Origin of the sequence: Streptomyces sp. NBC_01689, from assembly GCF_036250675.1 — a bacterium.
GTDB lineage: Bacteria > Actinomycetota > Actinomycetes > Streptomycetales > Streptomycetaceae > Streptomyces.
Genome location: NZ_CP109592.1, coordinates 1,271,822 through 1,287,555, shown reverse-complemented (window position 1 = coordinate 1,287,555; position 15,734 = coordinate 1,271,822). Strand labels below are relative to the sequence as shown.

Below are 15,734 nucleotides of genomic sequence, written 5' to 3'. Positions count from 1 at the left end.
GACAGCCCCATGCACAAGCAAATCAGTAAGGTCGGCTTCATCGGTCTCGGCGACCAGGGCGGTCCGATGGCGGAAGCGATCGGAGAACGCGGCTTCCAGCTCCACGTGTGGGCCCGCCGCCCCGCCTCGCTCGCCGCGGTGGAGAAGGTTCCCCACCAGGTCCACGAGAGCGTGGCCAGCCTCGCGGGATCGGTGGAACTCCTCGCACTGTGCCTACGCGACGACACCGATATCTGGGACGTCCTGGACAACCAGGGCCTCCTGGCGAACATCGCACCGGGCACGATCATCGTCAATCACGGCACCGGTGACCCCGTCGAAGCGGCCCGGATCGCAGCGCACATCGCCGAAGCGGGAGGCGTTTACCTCGACGCCCCGGTCAGCGGCGGCAGCCCTGGTGCCCGCACCCGTACGCTCACCACCTTCGTCAGCGGCACCCCGGACGTATTCGAGGCCGCTCGCGCCGTCTTCGAGACGTTCAGCGACACCGTGAAGCTGATGGGAGCCGTCGGTGCCGGACAGTTCACCAAGCTGTTCAACAACGCACTGACGATCACTAACATGAAGAACGTGGAGGACGTTCTCGGCCTGGCCCACCAGGTCGGTCTCGACGTCCCCGCTCTCATCGACGTCATCAGCACGAGCAGCGGCGGCAGCGCTGCACTGCGTGCCCTAGGCCATGACATTTCGCCGGAACTGGCTGAGCACGTCCACACCCTCATGCAGAAGGACATGCATCATTTCGCGGACGCCGTGCGCGCCCGCGGCGGGAACCCCGAGCAGCTCCTCGAGCGCGGCATCGCCGGTGCCCTCGGACTGGTCGCAGCCGCACAACTCGTCGCCGCCTCCCGCGACGACGCCGAATCCAGGGCCCGCTGATGTCAGCCATACCCGCAACCAGCCGCGCCGCCGCCCTCGTTCAGCCTGGCCAGCCGCTGGAAATCATCGACGCCCAGATACCTTCCGTGATCGAACCCTCCGCACTGCTCGTGCGTATGACGGCGGCCACCCTGTGCGGCACGGACATCCATGTCGCACAGGGCACCGCCGGTATCATCGGAACAGGCCTGCCCTTGATCCTCGGACACGAGATGGTCGGGCAGATCGTCGCCTTCGGGGACGGTCCACGCACCGACTCCGTCGGCCAACCCCTTGCCGAAGGGGACAGGATCATCTGGACCCATGGCATGTGTGGCCGCTGCCAGGCCTGCGTCATCAACCAGGAACCCAGCCTGTGTGAGAACAGGCGCCGCTACATGACGGAGAGCGCGAACTCCTACCCGTTCCTGCACGGAGGCTTCTCCGAGTACGGCTACGTCTATCCCACGGCAGGCCGTGTCCGCGTCCCCGAGGACGTACCGGACGCCCTGGCTTCGGCCGCAGCGTGTTCGCTGCGCACCGTCATGCACGGCTTCGAGCGACTGGGCAGGATCGCTGCCACCGACACGGTAGTAGTCCAGGGAGCTGGCCCCGTCGGCCTGTTCGCGGTTGCCAAGGCCGTAGCCGAGGGGGCCGGCCGCGTCATAGTGATCGGCGGCCCCGCGGACAGGCTGGAAGTGGCCAAGCGCTGGGGTGCAGACCTGTGCATCGACATAAACGATGTCACTACAAACCTAGAACGCCTCTCACTGGTGCGGGAGTTGACACGCGGCCACGGGGCGGAAGTCGTACTGGAGATGTCCGGGATACCGGCAGCCTTCTCCGAGGGCGTCGACATCCTGCGCCCCGGCGGGCGCTACCTCATCGTCGGCCAGGCCCATGAGCGCACGGTGCCGTTCAACCCAAGCGTGATCATGCACAAGCAGGTCATGTTCATCGGCTCCCGCTCAGCGGGAGTCGACCACTACTGGAAGGCGCTTGAGTTCCTGCGCGCTTACGCCGACCGGTTCACCTGGGACGACTTGATTTCCCGTCACTACGAGCTTGACGAGATCAACGAAGCGTTCGAGCAGATGCGTTCCTGGAACGAGATCAAGCCTGTCATCGATTTCACCCAGGACTGACCTTCGGAGGATTCTCATCGACACCGTGACACGACCGCGCACGGTGCCGGGCCCCGCCCTGGGCGGGGCCCGCCAGACTGCCGGTCTTTTGACCATCACCCTCGTGGGCGCCGTCGTCAGCAGCCTCGGCGCCCCCCTCATCCCGGCGATCGCCACCTCCACCTCCGTCTCCCTTGCCTCCGCGCAGTGGACACTCACGATCACCGTGCTCGTCGCGGTAGTAGCGACACCCCTCATGGGTGCGCTCGGCGACGGCCGCCACCGACGCCCTGCGGTACTGACGGCACTGGCTCTCGTCGCCGCAGGTTCCGTCATCGCAGCGCTGGGCACCACCAGTTTCCCAGCTCTCTTGCTGGGACGAGCCCTCCAAGGCGTCGGCCTGGGCCTGGCGCCCGTGACCATTGCGGTAGCCGGCGACGTCTTCAGCGGGGAACGTCGCACCCGGACCGTTGCCACGCTGTCCATCGTCAATGCCGCCGGCGTCGGGCTCGGCTACCCGCTCACCGGCGCACTCGCGCAACTCGCCGGCATCTCGGGGGCCTACTGGTTCGGTGCAGCGGCTGCTCTGATCGCCCTGGCCGCCGCCTGGATAGCAGTACCCTCCACCCGCAGCCGACCTCGGAAGCGCATCGACCTGCCCGGCGCCCTCCTGTTCGCCCTCTCCATCACCGCCCTCCTCGTCGCAACATCACAGGGTGCAACCTGGGGGTGGACCACGCAGCGCACCATAACCCTCACCGCCTTCGCGCTGATCATCGGAGCGTTCTGGATCTGGCTCGAGTCCCGCACCACGCACCCACTCGTCGATCTCAAACAGCTGCGCCTGCCGCCTGTACTCACTGCTCACGCCACCGTTCTTCTCGGCGGCATCGGCATGTACCTGCTGCTGTCTCTGAGCACTCGCCTCGTACAGGCTCCAGCAAGCAGCGGTGGCCTCGGCAAGACGGCGACAGTGGCCGGCCTCATGATGGTGCCGCAGTCCATCGGCAGTTTCACCGCCCCGTGGTTCAGCCGCCGGGCGAGCGGCTTCCTGCCTCGGCGCTTCCGGCTGCCGGCGGCCGGGTTCGTCATGATGCTCGCCATGGGACTGTTCACGCTGTGGAGTCACAGCATCCCCGGACTCGTCGCATCCATGCTGCTGGCAGGCACCGGCATCGGCATGGTTTTTTCCACCGTGCCGAGCCTGATCGTCGACAGCGTCAACAGCGACCAGCGTGGAAGCACACTCGGCTTCAACCAGATCTTCCGCTACGTCGGCTACAGCATCGGCAGCGTTCTGACCTCGATCATCCTGACTGCTCACACACCCGCCCGCTCGCCCTATCCCACCAGCAGCGGCTACGTCGTCGCCGCGCTGACCGGCGTCGCCATCTGGGGAGTCGTCGCCCTCACCAGCGCGGCCACCGGAAGCCTGCGCTCCGCCTCCAACTCCGAAGGGCAGAACTCAGCATGACTGCACAGCCCGCGGCCGCCGAACTGAAGCGGTTGGGATCCCTGACCATCGGCTACCTTCCCGACGGCGTCATCCACGCTCATCCCGGCCACGCCTACCCTCAGCACGCACACCTTGCCCAGGCACCCGAGCTGGATTTGCTCGACGACCGCGGTCAACTGCTGCTGAGTGTCGGTGCCCTTTTTGTGGAGAGCCCGGACTTCCGAGTCCTCATCGACGCAGGTATCGGTCCGCGGACGATCGCCACACCCTCGCCCGACCCCTCGACCCCTGCCGGTGCCATGACCGGTGGGCAACTGCTGGAAAGCCTCGCCACAGTCGGCATGGTCCCCAGCGACATCGATGCTGTTCTCCTCTCGCACTTGCACGCCGATCACGTCGGATGGATCACCCCTGGCGACGCACAGACGCAGGCGACCTTCCCGAACGCCGAATACCTTCTGGGGGAAAACGAGTTTGCTTTCTGGGGACGAACAGAGAACGCCTCTCGCCTGACGGCGCCCACAAGGCAGCAGTACGCCGTCATAGGCTCACGCAGGCGCGATCTTCGAAACGGCGACAGCCCCCTGCCGGGCATCACCGCCCTACTCACCCCCGGCCACACACCAGGACACACGAGCTTCATCCTGGACGGTGGCAACGGCGAGCGCGCCGTCGTCATCGGCGACGCCATGCACACAACAGCCGAGATGGCGCATCCGGAGATGTGTTGGACCGGAGACCTCGATCCCCAGACTGCCATCGCATCACGCCACGCCCTGGTCGCCGAGCTCGCCAAGCCGGGCACGTATGCCATCGGTCCGCACTTCACCGGAACTGTCTTCCCTGACGCATGACTCGTTGCCCGGCTCCAAGTGCTGGCCCATCCGACCACGTCGTCTTTCCGGCTCATCGTAGGGCCGCCCTTCATCGCCTGAACGACGTCCCGGCCGAGGATTGCTGCAGATGGCCACGCCGAAGGGGCGTCCAGCGGACAGGGGCGGATCACGATGGCGCAGTCGGTTGTTCGCGGCTACGGGAGGCGCCAGCGGATGAGCCGCAGAACCAGCCCGCGGTCGTCGTCCAGTGCAGCGAGGCTCCGGGTGTCAGGTGCGGCGCGGCCCGCAGCCACCGGCTGGGAGCAAGTGCGAAGCGGGCAGCTTCGGGCCTTGCGCTGGGTCTGCGGCCGCAGCTACAGCGCAGTCGAGGCCGATTCAGCCGAGGCATCGTCACGTAGGCGGGCTGGCGTTGATCAAGCCTGTACACGACCGAGAAAGCCGCGGATGTAGTCCGTGATCTCGGGTCCGTGTGTTTCCAGGGTGAAGTGGCCTCCGTCGAGGAGGTGTATTTCTGCCTCGGGCAGATCCCGGGCGTAGGCGTGTGCGTCTTCTGCGCCGAAGATCTCGTCGTTCTCGCCCCAGGTGATCAGTGTCGGCGGCTGACGCTGGCGGAATTACTCCTGGAATTCAGGGTGGGCGGGCAGGTTGAACTGGTAGTCCGGAAGGGCTGCAATTGCACTTCCTTGCTGCCCGGTCTATCCGTCAGGGTCTGGTCACGCGTCCATGTGCTCGGATCGACACGGTCGAGTCGATCGGCTCGGACGCCATGTGTGTACGGTCAGTGTGTCTTCTCTGGTGTCAGGTGGGCGCGCTTCTTCCTTGCAGCCGCAGCCCGGTCCTCGGCGTGAGCGAATCATATATCCCATAATGGGGCGAAACCCTCCATGTAGGCGTTGTCCGACTGTACAAGCAATGCGGTAACGCGGCCCGGGTGGCGGCTGGCTGTGCGCAATCCTATTGGCGCTCCGTAGTCGTGAATGTAAACAGCGAATGACCTGATCCCGAGTTTGTCGAGTAGCACGAGGGTGGCAGCGGTGAGGTTCTCGAACGAGTACTCGTATTCATTCACGGGTGGTCCATCGGAGAACCCGTAGCCGATATGGCCGGATGCTATGACGTGGCAGCGGTCAGCCAGCTCCGGAATGAGTTTGCGGACATGTGGGATGACGTGGGGAAGCCGTGAAGGAGTCAACGCGCGACGAGGGGCCGGGCTTGCCCAGGCCCTTGATGTTCGAGGCAGCCTTGAGGGAGATCACTGGCAGGATGCGACGCCTGGGCAGCTCGCGCCGATTGGGGTTGCTGTCATATCCCTTGTCGCCGAGCAGGCGTCGGGCCGGCGGCGGGGCCGACCGGGCTTCCCAGCGACCGGCGGGACGCCGTCGATCAGGGCTGGGTCAGCTGGGCATGGAGTGGTGCGCCCGGGCGAACTGTTCCACGATGGCGGCGCAGAAGGCGGGCAGGTCGGCCGGGCTGCGGCTGGTGACCAACTGTCCGTCGTCGACCACCTCCTGGTCGACGACCTCCGCGCCGGCGTTGCGCAGGTCGGTGCGGATGCTGGGCCAGGACGTCAGACGGCGGCCGCGCACGGCGTCGGCTTCCACCAGGGTCCACGGGCCGTGGCAGATCGATGCGACCGGTTTCCCGCTGGCCATGAAGTCCTTGACGAACTGCACCGCGTCGCGGTCCATGCGCAGTTGGTCGGGGTTCATGGTGCCGCCGGGCAGGAGAAGGGCGTGGTAGTCGTCGACGGAGGCGTCGGCGACCAGGCGGTCCACGGGGAAGGTTCCGGCCGCGTTGAGGTCGAACTGGCGGGCCTGGATCTCGCCGGGGTGGAGCGAGACGATCTCCGTCTTCGCGCCTGCGCCCTGCAGCGCACCGCGCGGTTGGTCGAGTTCCACGCGCTCGACGCCGTCGGTGGCCAGAATCCCCACCCGCATCCCCCGGAGTTCCTGTGTCATGGCAAAGTTCCCTTCACGAGTCGCTGATTGTGACGTTGCCGGTAGGGACACCCGGCAGGGCGAAGTCCCCACCTTCCGCCCCCGTCCGGCATCGCGGTGCAGTCCGGCGACACGCTCCGGATCGCGACTGCTACAGCAGCCGGTCGAACACCGCGGTCACGTGAGACCGCCGATGATCTCGGGGTAACGCTCTTCGGTCTCCTCGGTGGGTGTTCTGTCGAGGGGAGGATGCCCGGCGAGCTGTTCCAGGATCGGCTTCAGTTCGACCTCCTCGTCGAGCCGCCGGAACCGGTGGATGCTCTCCTGCAGGCCCTTGGTGATCGGTAGATCCCACGGTTCGACGGTATCCCTGCCGTTGGCCTTGGCCGACGCCTGGCCGGCGACCAGGAGGTCGTAGAGCTTGGCGTCGACGAAGTCGCCGTACCGCTTCAGGTCGTTCCTGTCCACGTCGAGGCTTGCGGCGGCGCGGAAGAACCTCTCGAATTTCGACACACCCGTCACGGTCATGCCTTCTCGCCTCCTCACCGGAACGGACGGCGTCTCTCCTGCCCGCGCCGCCATCGGCGGTTACCCGGTCGAGAATCGCAGAGCCCCCTGCTGAGTGCCTCGGCACCCCAGGCCGAAAAGGGGCGCCCCCTCTTCCTCCGGCAGAGCAGCATGAAGTGCGCGGCACTCGTCGGCCGGCCATGCGTCTGTCCGTCCCTCCGCAGGAGGCTGCACGGCGTTGCGATGCCTCGGACGAGAATTGCTGACCGGACGACACGACCAGCTCCGGGGAGCGGGTCTGTAGGGGGGCACCCAGCCGAGACGGGAACAGGGCTGGGCTCGGCGCAGGGGGTCGCTCTGAAGAGTAGGCAGCGGCAGCCGTTCCTTTCCGGACTGCGAGGTGTCTCCCGAGGCACCGGCGACTGAGCTGCCCCTCTTGCCGCCAGGCCATTGGCGTATGTCCGGTGAGGCGATCTACGCGAAGCTCGGTGAGCCACCCCTTGCATGAGCAGACAAGGTATGACGCCGGCCTCTTGGGGCCGAAAACTCCAGGACGGCCGGAACGAAGGCGTGACGACCGTGCGCGAGGCCCTGGTTATGCATGGCACACGAGGACCGGTCACGGTGCGTCGCGGCCGGTCAGCAAGAGGCGGCGGTGTTGCGGACGAGAGCCGGCGGGAGCGTGCGGGGGCGCGACATCCTGTCAACTTCTTCAGAGCATCTCCAGGGGCGTGGGCCCGCTGGGCGGCGGGAACGCCTCGTTGAGGGCGTCGAGCGCGTCGGTGGGAAGGTGGAGGTCCACCGCACCGCGGTTCTCCCGAACGTGGTCGGGTGATCCGGAACGCGGGATCGCGGCCGCCCCCTGTGCCAGCACCCAGGCGAGTGCCACCTGGGCCGGTGTGGCTCCGAGGGCCCGGGCCACAGCACTCAGAGCCTCGACGTTCAGCAGCCGCCCCTGCTCGATCGGGGAGTAGGCCATGACCGTCACCCCAGCCTCGCGGCACCAGGGAAGCAGATTCCACTCGACGCCGCGCCGGGAGAGGTTGTACAGCACCTGGTCGACTGCCCCCGCGTCGCCGCCGGGAAGGGCGGTCAGCTCGACCATGTCGGCGACGTCCAGATTGCTCACGCCCCAGTAACGGATCTTCTCCGCCTCCATCAGGTCGGTGAATCCCGCAAGGGTCTCCTCGAGTGGCCACCGTCCCCGCCAGTGAAGCAGGTAGAGGTCCAGCCGTTCCGTACGGAGCCGCCGCAGGCTGCCCTCGCAGGCCGCGACGGTACCCTTCCGGTCGGCGTGGCCGGGCAGCACCTTGCTGACGAGGAAGACATCCTCCCGGTGTCCCCTGAGGGCCTCCCCGACGAGTTCCTCGGCTGCGCCGTCGCCGTACATCTCCGCCGTGTCCACGACGGTCATGCCCAGGTCCACGCCCAGCCGCAGCGCGGCGATCTCCTGTTCACGCCGGGCCGGTTCCTCGCCCAGGTACCAGGTGCCCTGCCCGAGCGCCGCGATCTCCTCGCCGGAGGGGAGCGCGATCATTCTGGCCGATTCCGCAGACATCTCGGGCCTCCCGTCTGCCGCGGATCCGAGTCACGCGCGCCCGAGGCGAGTACCCGGGTCCGCGCCTCCCAGACAACCGGTGCCGCGTGCGCCGCAGGGAGGTCAGGAGGGGCGAGCGGACTGCGCCGAGAGCGTGCCGGGAGCAGGTGCGCGGTCGCGCAACGCGACGGCTCGTTCATCTTCCTCGGGCCCACCGGCGTCGGGAAGACCGAGCTGGCCAAGACCCTCGCCCGGACCCTGTTCGACACCGAGGAGAACATGGTCCGCCTCGACATGAGTGGGTACCAGGAGCGACACACCGTCAGCCGGCTCATGGGCGCACCGCCCGGATACGTGGGCTACGAGGAAGGCGGCCAGCTCACCGAGGCCGTACGCCGCAAGCCGTACTCGGTCGTGCTGTTCGATGAGATCGAGAAGGCGCACCCCGATGTCTTCAACACCCTGCTGCGGATCCTCGATGACGGCCGCATCACCGATGCGCAGGGCCGGACCGTCGACTTCCGCAACACCGTGATCATCATGACGTCCAACATCGGCTCCGAACACCTCCTCGACGGCGCCACCGCCGAGGGTGAGATCAAGCCCGACGCCCGAGCCCTGGTGATGGGCGAACTGCGCGGGCACTTCCGCCCGGAGTTCCTCAACCGCGTCGACGACATCGTGCTGTTCAAGCCGCTCGGTGAGCGGCAGATCGAGCGGATCGTCGAGCTGCAGTTCGACGAACTGCGGCAGCGGCTCGCCGAACGCCGCATCGCCGTCGAACTCACCGACGCGGCCCGGGAAGCGATCGCTCACCAGGGCTACGACCCGGTGTACGGGGCCCGGCCACTGCGCCGCTACATCTCCCACGAGGTCGAGACACTGGTCGGCCGCGCCCTGCTGCGTGGCGACGTCCAGGACGGCGCGACGGTCCGCGTCGACGCCGAACACGGGGAGCTGGTGGTCACCTACGACCAGTCCGAGGACGTGAAGGGAGCGCGGGTGGCATGAGCATGATGCAGGCGACGACCGTTAATTGTCCCAACTGCGGGGGCACCAATCGAGTGCCCGTGGCCGCGGAGGGCCGCCCCAAGTGCGGCCACTGCGAGCAACCCCTACCGTGGATGGTGGACGCGGGCGACGACGACTTCACCGAGGTCGCCGAGCGGGCCGACGTCCCCGTCGTGGTCGACCTGTGGGCCACCTGGTGCGGCCCCTGCCGCATGGTCAGCCCGGCGCTGGAGAAGGTCGCCACCGACCTCGCCGGCCGCATCAAACTCGTCAAGGTCGACATCGACAAGAACCCTCGGCTGTCGCAGCGTTTCAAGGTCCAGGCCGTACCGACACTGCTCGTCCTCGACCAGGGCGAGACGGTCGCCCGGCAGACGGGGGCCGCGCCCGCCCCCGCGCTGCGCCCGTGGGTGGAACAGTCGATCCCCGCCCGGGAAGGGTGATCCGGATGACCCTGCACGCTGACCCCCACCTCGCACTTGTCCGACCGGTCCAGCCGCTGACCCCAGAAGGGTGTCAGGAGTGCCTTCTGCTCGGCTCCCCGTGGGTCCACCTGAGGCTCTGCCTGACCTGCGGGCACGTCGGCTGTTGTGACTCCTCGCCGAACAAGCACGCGCGCATACACGCCGCTGCCGACGGCCATCCGATCGTGCAGTCGTTCCAGCCCGGCGAGGAATGGCGCTGGTGCTACGTTCACGAGGCGTTCGTCTGATGTCCGGCGACCAGTCGCTGCCGGCCGGAGAACCGGTGCGGGAGGAAGCGTCCCAGGCCGTCTTCCGGGAGACCCCGGACGCCTGCGGCGCGTATCCGCGCCTTACGGAGGACCAGATAGCACGTCTGGCGGAGCATGGGCAACGACGGAGCATGGCTCCGAACGACGTGCTGCTCCGGGAGGGGGAGCGCTGCGAGACGTTCTTTGTCGTCCTCAGCGGTACCGTCGCCGTCGTCGAGGACCACGGCACTCCGGAAGAGCGCCTGCTGCGCGTGCACGGCCCCGGTCGTTTCATCGGCGAACTCGGGCTGCTGCACGGCCAGGTGGCCTTCTACACCGCTGTCGCCAGGGAGCCGGGCGAGGTCCTCGTCGTCTCCCTGGACCAATTGCGGCACCTCGTGGCCCAGGACTCCTCCATCGGGGACGTCGTGCTGCGCGCCTGTCTGGGCCGTCGCGCGCTGCTCGTCGGACAGGGCGCCGGCTTCCGCATCATCGGCTCGCGCTACTCACCCGACACCCGGCGACTGCGCGAGTTCGCCATCCGCAACCGGCTGCCGCACCGATGGATCGACCTGGAGACCGACGAGGAGGCCGAGGAGTTGCTGCGCCGCTTCGGCGTCGGCCCGGAGGAGACACCGCTCGTCATCTGGCGGGACACCACCCTGTTGCGCAACCCCGGCAACGCGGAACTGGCCCGGCTCATCGGCCTGCCGTCACTGCCCGCCGGACACCGTCACGGCGACGTCCTCATCGTCGGCTCCGGACCCGCCGGCCTGGCTGCCGCGGTGTACGCCGCCTCCGAGGGCCTGAGCACCACCGTGGTGGAGGCGATGGCCACCGGCGGCCAGGCCGGCACGTCGTCCCGCATCGAGAATCTGCTCGGCTTCCCCGCCGGCATCTCCGGCGCCGAACTGACCGAACGCGCCGTGCTCCAGGCCGGCAAATTCGGCGCCGGGATCAGCATTCCGGTGGAGGCGACCGGTCTTCACCCCAAGGACGAGGACCACTACGTGGTGGCATTCGCCGATGGCAGCGAGATCGCCGCCCGCGCCGTCGTCCTGGCCACGGGGGCCCGCTACCGCCGGCTCCAGGTGCCCGGTATCGAACGTCTGGAGGGAACGAGCGTCCACTACTCGGCGACCTTCTACGAGGCCAAGCAGTGCCGCACCGACCCGGTGGCCGTCGTCGGCGGAGGCAACTCCGCGGGCCAGGCTGTGCTGTTCCTCGCCGGGTACGCGCCGAAGGTGCACCTGCTGGTCCGAGGCCCCAGCCTTGAGGCCAGCATGTCCCGCTACCTGATCGACCAGGTCGAGCGCCATCCGCGGGTGGAGGTCATGCTGCACACCGAGGTCGCCGAGGTCATCGGCCAGGAGGCGCTGGAGGAACTGGACCTGGTCGACAACCGCACGGGCGGACACCACCGACTCGCAGTAAGGGGCCTGTTCGTCTTCACCGGCGCCGACCCCCACACCGAGTGGCTGGCCGGCATCACCGCCCTCGACTCCCGCGGCTTCGTCCTCACTGGCCCGGAGGCCCGGGAAGCCGGCGCCCACCTCGAGGTGTGGCACAGCCGCGGGCGCTCGTGCATGCCCCTGGAGACCAGCCTGCCCGGGGTCTTCGCGGTAGGAGACGTCCGCAGCGGCTCGGTGAAGCGGGTGGCCTCGGCGGCCGGTGAGGGCGCGATGGCCATCCACTTCGTGCACCGGCACCTGGAACACTCGGCCGCAGCCGGGACCACGGGCACGTCCGCCGCCGCGGGCAGCTCGGACGTCTCCCCACACCTGCGCCACAAGGAGTCCGCATGGCTCGCATGACGAATGGCGGGCGCTGCGGGCCGGGGAACCCCTGGTACTTCCCGCTCAAGGAAGCGCGGCGCTCCCCGTCGCCGGCGCCGTCACTCACCCCGGGGCGCGGTTCCTGACCCGTCACCTTCCGCCGCAACGGCCGCCCGCACCCGCTGCTCCTCGCGAGCGCAGCCGACGTCCCGTTCCAGGGGTGTGCAGCTCACGGCTGTGGCGAGGTCCTCCAAGGCCCGCTTCTGCAGTTCCGCCCCGCGCACCACCGGGCTCCGGTCCCCGGCGGCGGCGCCCTCCCACGCGTGGAGCGCCTCCTCCACGCGCCCCCAGTCCGGATTTCTGCGCTCGCGCACGTCGACTGCCGCCTGCTCGGTGTCGGCCTCCAGGGCATCGGCGAAGCGCTCCGCCTCGGGGACGAAACGGCTGTCCGCCCGGGGGAAGCTCTCCATGAGCATCGCCGCCCGGCCGAACTTCTTGAGCGCCTCCTGTGCCTCCTGCGCCTCGCGCGACGTCAGGCCCCTGGGGCGGACCGGTTCCTGTCTTGCCCGGTCGTATGCCTCCTGCCAGGCTGCACGTGCCTCCCTGCTCGCCAGCAGTGCGCTGCGCAGGTCGGCGTGATGCTCCCGGGTCGGTTCGGCATGGCTGCGGAGCACCGCGGCCGCATAGCGGCCGTTCGCCGCGAGCCAGTCCGCGAGCCGGCCCGGCAGCCGGGGCGTCTCCCATGCGGGGAACACCACGTACGCCAGCATGGCCAGGGCCCCGCCGAGCACGGTGAGCACCACCCGCTCCGGGACCGTCTGCTCCCATGCCTGGCCGCCCATGCCGAGCAGGAAGACGACGTACGCGGCAGTGAAGCACTGGGAGTAGGCGTAGCCGGTACGGATCAGCGTGTACGACAGACCTGCCGAGACCACCGCCAGCGCGCCGGACACATGGGCGTCCGGGCCCAGGGCCCGCACCATCCCGGTGGCCAGCGCTACCCCCGCCAGGGTCCCGGCGAGACGGGCCACCGCACGCGCGTACGTCCGGTGGAAGTCCGGCCGCATCACCATCACGGAGGCGATGGGCGCCCAGTAGCCGTGGCCCAGGGGTAGCTGGGCGGCGATGACATAGCCGAGCGTGGCCACTGCCGCCAGACGGACGGCGTGCCGGAACACGGGCGAGTCCCGGCGGAGCTCAAGGCGGACCGCCCGGACGACGACCGGGACCAGCCGGAACATTGTCGGGCGCACCAGGAACTGGGCGTCCGCGGGGCCGGGCGGCGTGGGCGCCTTCCCGCGCGCGCCGCCGCTCCCGGCGATCTCCAACGCTTCGCCGAGCAGTTCCACGAGCCGCTCGGCGGCTTGCCGCGCGGGCTCCTCCAGCACCTCGTGCTCCTCGTCGACGCGCAGGACGTCCGTACTCCCGGGCGGCACCTCGGCCGGGGTGCCGCGGCGGATCGAACGTGCCGCCGCATCCAGGACACCGGCGGCCGCGTCGAGCAACTCCCGCGCGCGGTCCCGCCCGGGGCCTTCCTCCGGGGCGCCGACGTACGGGTCGGCGAGCGCGGCGACAACCGGCCGAATACGCTCGGCGAGCCCCCGGGGGCCGTGGAGGACGGGGGGCCGGGTGCGGGCCTGTGACGGCGTCACGGAGGCCGCGTCCCGGGCCGTCATCAACGGCTCCGGGTCAAACGGGGCGGTCGGGTCGTGCCGCAACCGGCGGGCGTAGTCCGCCACGGCGGCCAGGGCGTCGGCCAGCGCGTCACGATGCGCCCCCCAACGGCGGATCGGGAACAGCAAGATCAGCACGGCCTGCGCCACGCCCCCGAGTGCGATGACCCCTGCGTGTTCCAGGGCTCGCTCGACGCTCGTGGGAAGGGTGATGGTCACCAGCATGCTGCCGACCGTCGTTGCTGCGACGATGCCGGCGGTCGATCCGAGGGCCCACGCCATCCCCGCGGCAAAGGCCCATACGGCGAGCAGTGGGAGGAACGTCACGAGTCGCCCCGCCGCCAGGTAGCCCACGAAGGTGCTGATCGCCAGACCCGCGCCCGCGGCGAGCGCGATCACCTTGCGCGGACGCCAGGTGCGCTGGAAGGTGGCCCCGCCCGCGGAGAAGGCGCCTAGGGCGGCGGACGCGGCATACGCGGGGGAGACCAGCCACAGAGTAGGCCCGACGACGATCGCCACCCCAACTGCCGTGCGCAGCGCGAGCAGGGGTTCCAGCCGCGTCTCCTCGATCGTGAGCCCGGAGCGCACGACCTCCCTGAAGGCTCGCGGCCACGTCACGGGCGTGAGCCTGGTCGGAACACCCTGCCGGGTCGCGTCGGCCCGGTCGAGGTGCGGCAGCCGTCGGGCAAGGAAGCCTCCCACACGCCCCGGGACAGACTGACGGCCGCGGCCGGTGGACGGGGCGCGGCCACTGCGGACACTGCTGAGCGTCCGCCGTCCGTCCTCCTGGCCGGAGGACGGGCAAGCCGTTGGCTCAGGTCCGACCGGAGGGCGGGCGTTTGCCCCCAACCCCGGCCGGACGACGGGCAGATGGCCACCCGTCCCCGGACCGGTCCGGGTGAACCGGCGGGACGGCGGCCTCGGGTTTCTTACGGCTTGTGGCCGTTGCCGTGTCCGTTGGGATGCAGGACCACCTTGGTCCAGCCTTCGTCCCGGGCGTCGAAGTGCTCGTAGGCGGTGGGGGCCTCGTCCAGGCTGAGTTCGTGGGAGACGACGAAGCTCGGCTTCGCCTTCTCGCCGGCGATCAGGTCCCGCAGCGCCCGGTTGTACCTCTTCACCGGTGCCTGCCCGGTGCCCATGTGCTGTCCCTTGAACCACATCGTGCCGAAGTCGATCGGGACCTTGCCGTGTGCCTCCAGTTGTCCCTGGGCCTCCGCGCCGCCGGGGTCCTCGGGCAGGAACACGCCCACCACGCCGATGTCGCCCGTGAACCTGACCGAGTCGATCAGTCCGTTGAGCGTGAGACTGGCGTCCTCGTGGCCCGCGGGGTCGTGTGCCTGGTAGCCGACGCACTCGCAGCCGTTGTCGGCGCCCAGACCGAGGGTGGCCTCCTTGACGACCTCCGCGGGCTCCTGCTCGGCGCTGTTGATCGGGATGGCCCCGATCTCCTCCGCCTTGCGCAGCCGGTCGGGCTGGTGGTCGGCCACCCAGACGCGGCCGGCGCCCTTGAGGAGGGCGGAGTAGGCCGCCATGAGCCCGACGGGACCGGCCCCGTAGACGATGGTCTGGTCGCCCGGTTTGACGTGGGCCATCTCGGTGGCGTGATAGCCGGTGGGGAAGATGTCGGCGAGCATCACGTAGTCGGTCTGCCGCTCGGCGGCGTCCTCGCCCAGACGCAGCGCGTTGAAGTCGCCGTAGGGCACGCGCAGCAGTTCTGCCTGGCCGCCCTGGTAGGGGCCCATGTCGGCGAATCCGTAGGCGGCTCCGGCGAGGGCCGGTTCCGGCTGCATGGTCAGACAGTAATTGGTGAGACCCCGCTCGCACTGCTTGCAGAAGCCGCAGGCGATGTTGAAGGGCAGGACCACGTACTGGCCGACCTGGACCTTGCGGACGGCCGGGCCGACCTCCACGACCTGCCCCAGGTTCTCGTGTCCCAGGGTGCGGCCAGTCTCGAACGAGGTGCGGCCCTCGTACATGTGCAGGTCCGAACCACAGATATTGGTAGTGGTGATCTTGACGATGATGTCGCAGGGGTGTTCGATCTTCGCGTCCGGTACGTCCTGCACGGTGACCGTTCGCGGGCCTTCGTATACCGCTGCTTTCATGATGGCTTCCTTTGGCGCCGCGGCATGACCGCAGCACGGCAGGGGAATGGAGACGGCGCAAAGGACCTGACTCCAGGGAGTGGGTGCGACGGGCTCCGTGGCTCCGGCATGCCTCTGGGGGATTCACCCGGTTCAGGCGGAAAGGCGGTGCCACCGCCGGCAGGCGGAGTCCCGGCGCTCCGGTGGCGTACCGTCCGAGTCCC

Annotated in this window: 14 protein-coding genes and 1 pseudogene; 8 read left to right on the top strand and 7 right to left on the bottom strand. The window is 68.9% G+C overall.

Annotated elements, in window-relative coordinates; genetic code table 11:
• Window positions 1-9 precede the first annotated feature (9 nt).
• The 4 genes from OG776_RS05410 (at window position 10) to OG776_RS05395 (ending at window position 4,292) form a co-directional block, all read left to right on the top strand.
• Entirely contained in the window at window positions 10-879 is an 870-nt protein-coding gene (locus tag OG776_RS05410; RefSeq protein ID WP_329319239.1) for an NAD(P)-dependent oxidoreductase, read from the top strand.
• Window positions 879-2,003, top strand: coding sequence for a zinc-binding dehydrogenase (locus tag OG776_RS05405; protein WP_329319237.1), 1,125 nt, complete (start codon window positions 879-881; stop codon window positions 2,001-2,003). Before OG776_RS05410 ends, OG776_RS05405 begins: the two co-directional genes overlap by 1 nt.
• 103 nt (window positions 2,004-2,106) lie before the next feature.
• Entirely contained in the window at window positions 2,107-3,456 is a 1,350-nt protein-coding gene (locus OG776_RS05400) for an MFS transporter (RefSeq protein WP_329326371.1), read from the top strand.
• A complete protein-coding gene (locus OG776_RS05395; protein WP_329319233.1) occupies window positions 3,453-4,292 on the top strand; it encodes an MBL fold metallo-hydrolase in 840 nt (279 codons plus the stop codon). Before OG776_RS05400 ends, OG776_RS05395 begins: the two co-directional genes overlap by 4 nt.
• A gap of 395 nt (window positions 4,293-4,687) precedes the next feature.
• Here the strand turns inward: OG776_RS05395 and OG776_RS05390 are convergent, their stop codons facing one another.
• From OG776_RS05390 to OG776_RS05370, 5 genes are all read right to left on the bottom strand, one after another.
• Window positions 4,688-4,837 carry a hypothetical protein gene (locus OG776_RS05390; RefSeq protein WP_329323660.1) on the bottom strand — a complete coding sequence of 50 codons (150 nt, stop codon included), beginning with the start codon at window positions 4,835-4,837 and terminating at the stop codon, window positions 4,688-4,690.
• Window positions 4,838-5,127: 290 nt separating this feature from the next.
• The gene (locus tag OG776_RS05385; RefSeq protein ID WP_329319230.1) at window positions 5,128-5,466 is read right to left on the bottom strand and encodes an alpha/beta fold hydrolase; all 339 of its coding nucleotides are present in this window, start codon (window positions 5,464-5,466) and stop codon (window positions 5,128-5,130) included.
• A 202-nt stretch (window positions 5,467-5,668) separates the two neighbouring features.
• Window positions 5,669-6,232 (bottom strand): type 1 glutamine amidotransferase domain-containing protein, encoded by a 564-nt coding sequence (locus tag OG776_RS05380; protein ID WP_148012078.1) that lies wholly within the window; start codon window positions 6,230-6,232, stop codon window positions 5,669-5,671.
• Between the two features lie 156 nt (window positions 6,233-6,388).
• A complete protein-coding gene (locus OG776_RS05375) occupies window positions 6,389-6,739 on the bottom strand; it encodes a DUF1931 family protein (protein WP_148012077.1) in 351 nt (116 codons plus the stop codon).
• A gap of 691 nt (window positions 6,740-7,430) precedes the next feature.
• A complete protein-coding gene (locus OG776_RS05370) occupies window positions 7,431-8,276 on the bottom strand; it encodes an aldo/keto reductase (RefSeq protein WP_148012076.1) in 846 nt (281 codons plus the stop codon).
• Between the two features lie 111 nt (window positions 8,277-8,387).
• Here OG776_RS05370 and OG776_RS05365 point away from each other — a divergent pair.
• The 4 genes and pseudogenes from OG776_RS05365 to OG776_RS05350 form a co-directional block, all read left to right on the top strand.
• Window positions 8,388-9,266 (top strand): annotated as a pseudogene (locus OG776_RS05365) (AAA family ATPase); the annotation flags it as partial.
• Window positions 9,263-9,709 (top strand): thioredoxin, encoded by a 447-nt coding sequence (gene trxA / locus OG776_RS05360; protein ID WP_148012075.1) that lies wholly within the window; start codon window positions 9,263-9,265, stop codon window positions 9,707-9,709. The pseudogene OG776_RS05365 and the gene trxA, both read left to right, overlap by 4 nt.
• Before the next feature lie 5 nt (window positions 9,710-9,714).
• Window positions 9,715-9,978 carry a UBP-type zinc finger domain-containing protein gene (locus tag OG776_RS05355; RefSeq protein WP_148012074.1) on the top strand — a complete coding sequence of 88 codons (264 nt, stop codon included), beginning with the start codon at window positions 9,715-9,717 and terminating at the stop codon, window positions 9,976-9,978.
• Window positions 9,978-11,792: an FAD-dependent oxidoreductase gene (locus tag OG776_RS05350; RefSeq protein WP_329319226.1), complete on the top strand. Its 1,815-nt coding sequence runs from the start codon at window positions 9,978-9,980 to the stop codon at window positions 11,790-11,792. The genes OG776_RS05355 and OG776_RS05350 overlap by 1 nt, the downstream gene beginning before the upstream one ends.
• An 80-nt stretch (window positions 11,793-11,872) precedes the next feature.
• Here OG776_RS05350 and OG776_RS05345 read toward each other — a convergent pair whose 3' ends face one another.
• Complete coding sequence (locus OG776_RS05345; RefSeq protein WP_329319224.1) at window positions 11,873-14,044, bottom strand: FUSC family protein; 2,172 nt, start codon at window positions 14,042-14,044, stop codon at window positions 11,873-11,875.
• Window positions 14,045-14,355: 311 nt separating this feature from the next.
• Window positions 14,356-15,531 (bottom strand): glutathione-independent formaldehyde dehydrogenase, encoded by a 1,176-nt coding sequence (locus tag OG776_RS05340; protein WP_148012071.1) that lies wholly within the window; start codon window positions 15,529-15,531, stop codon window positions 14,356-14,358.
• Window positions 15,532-15,734: the final 203 nt, after the last annotated feature.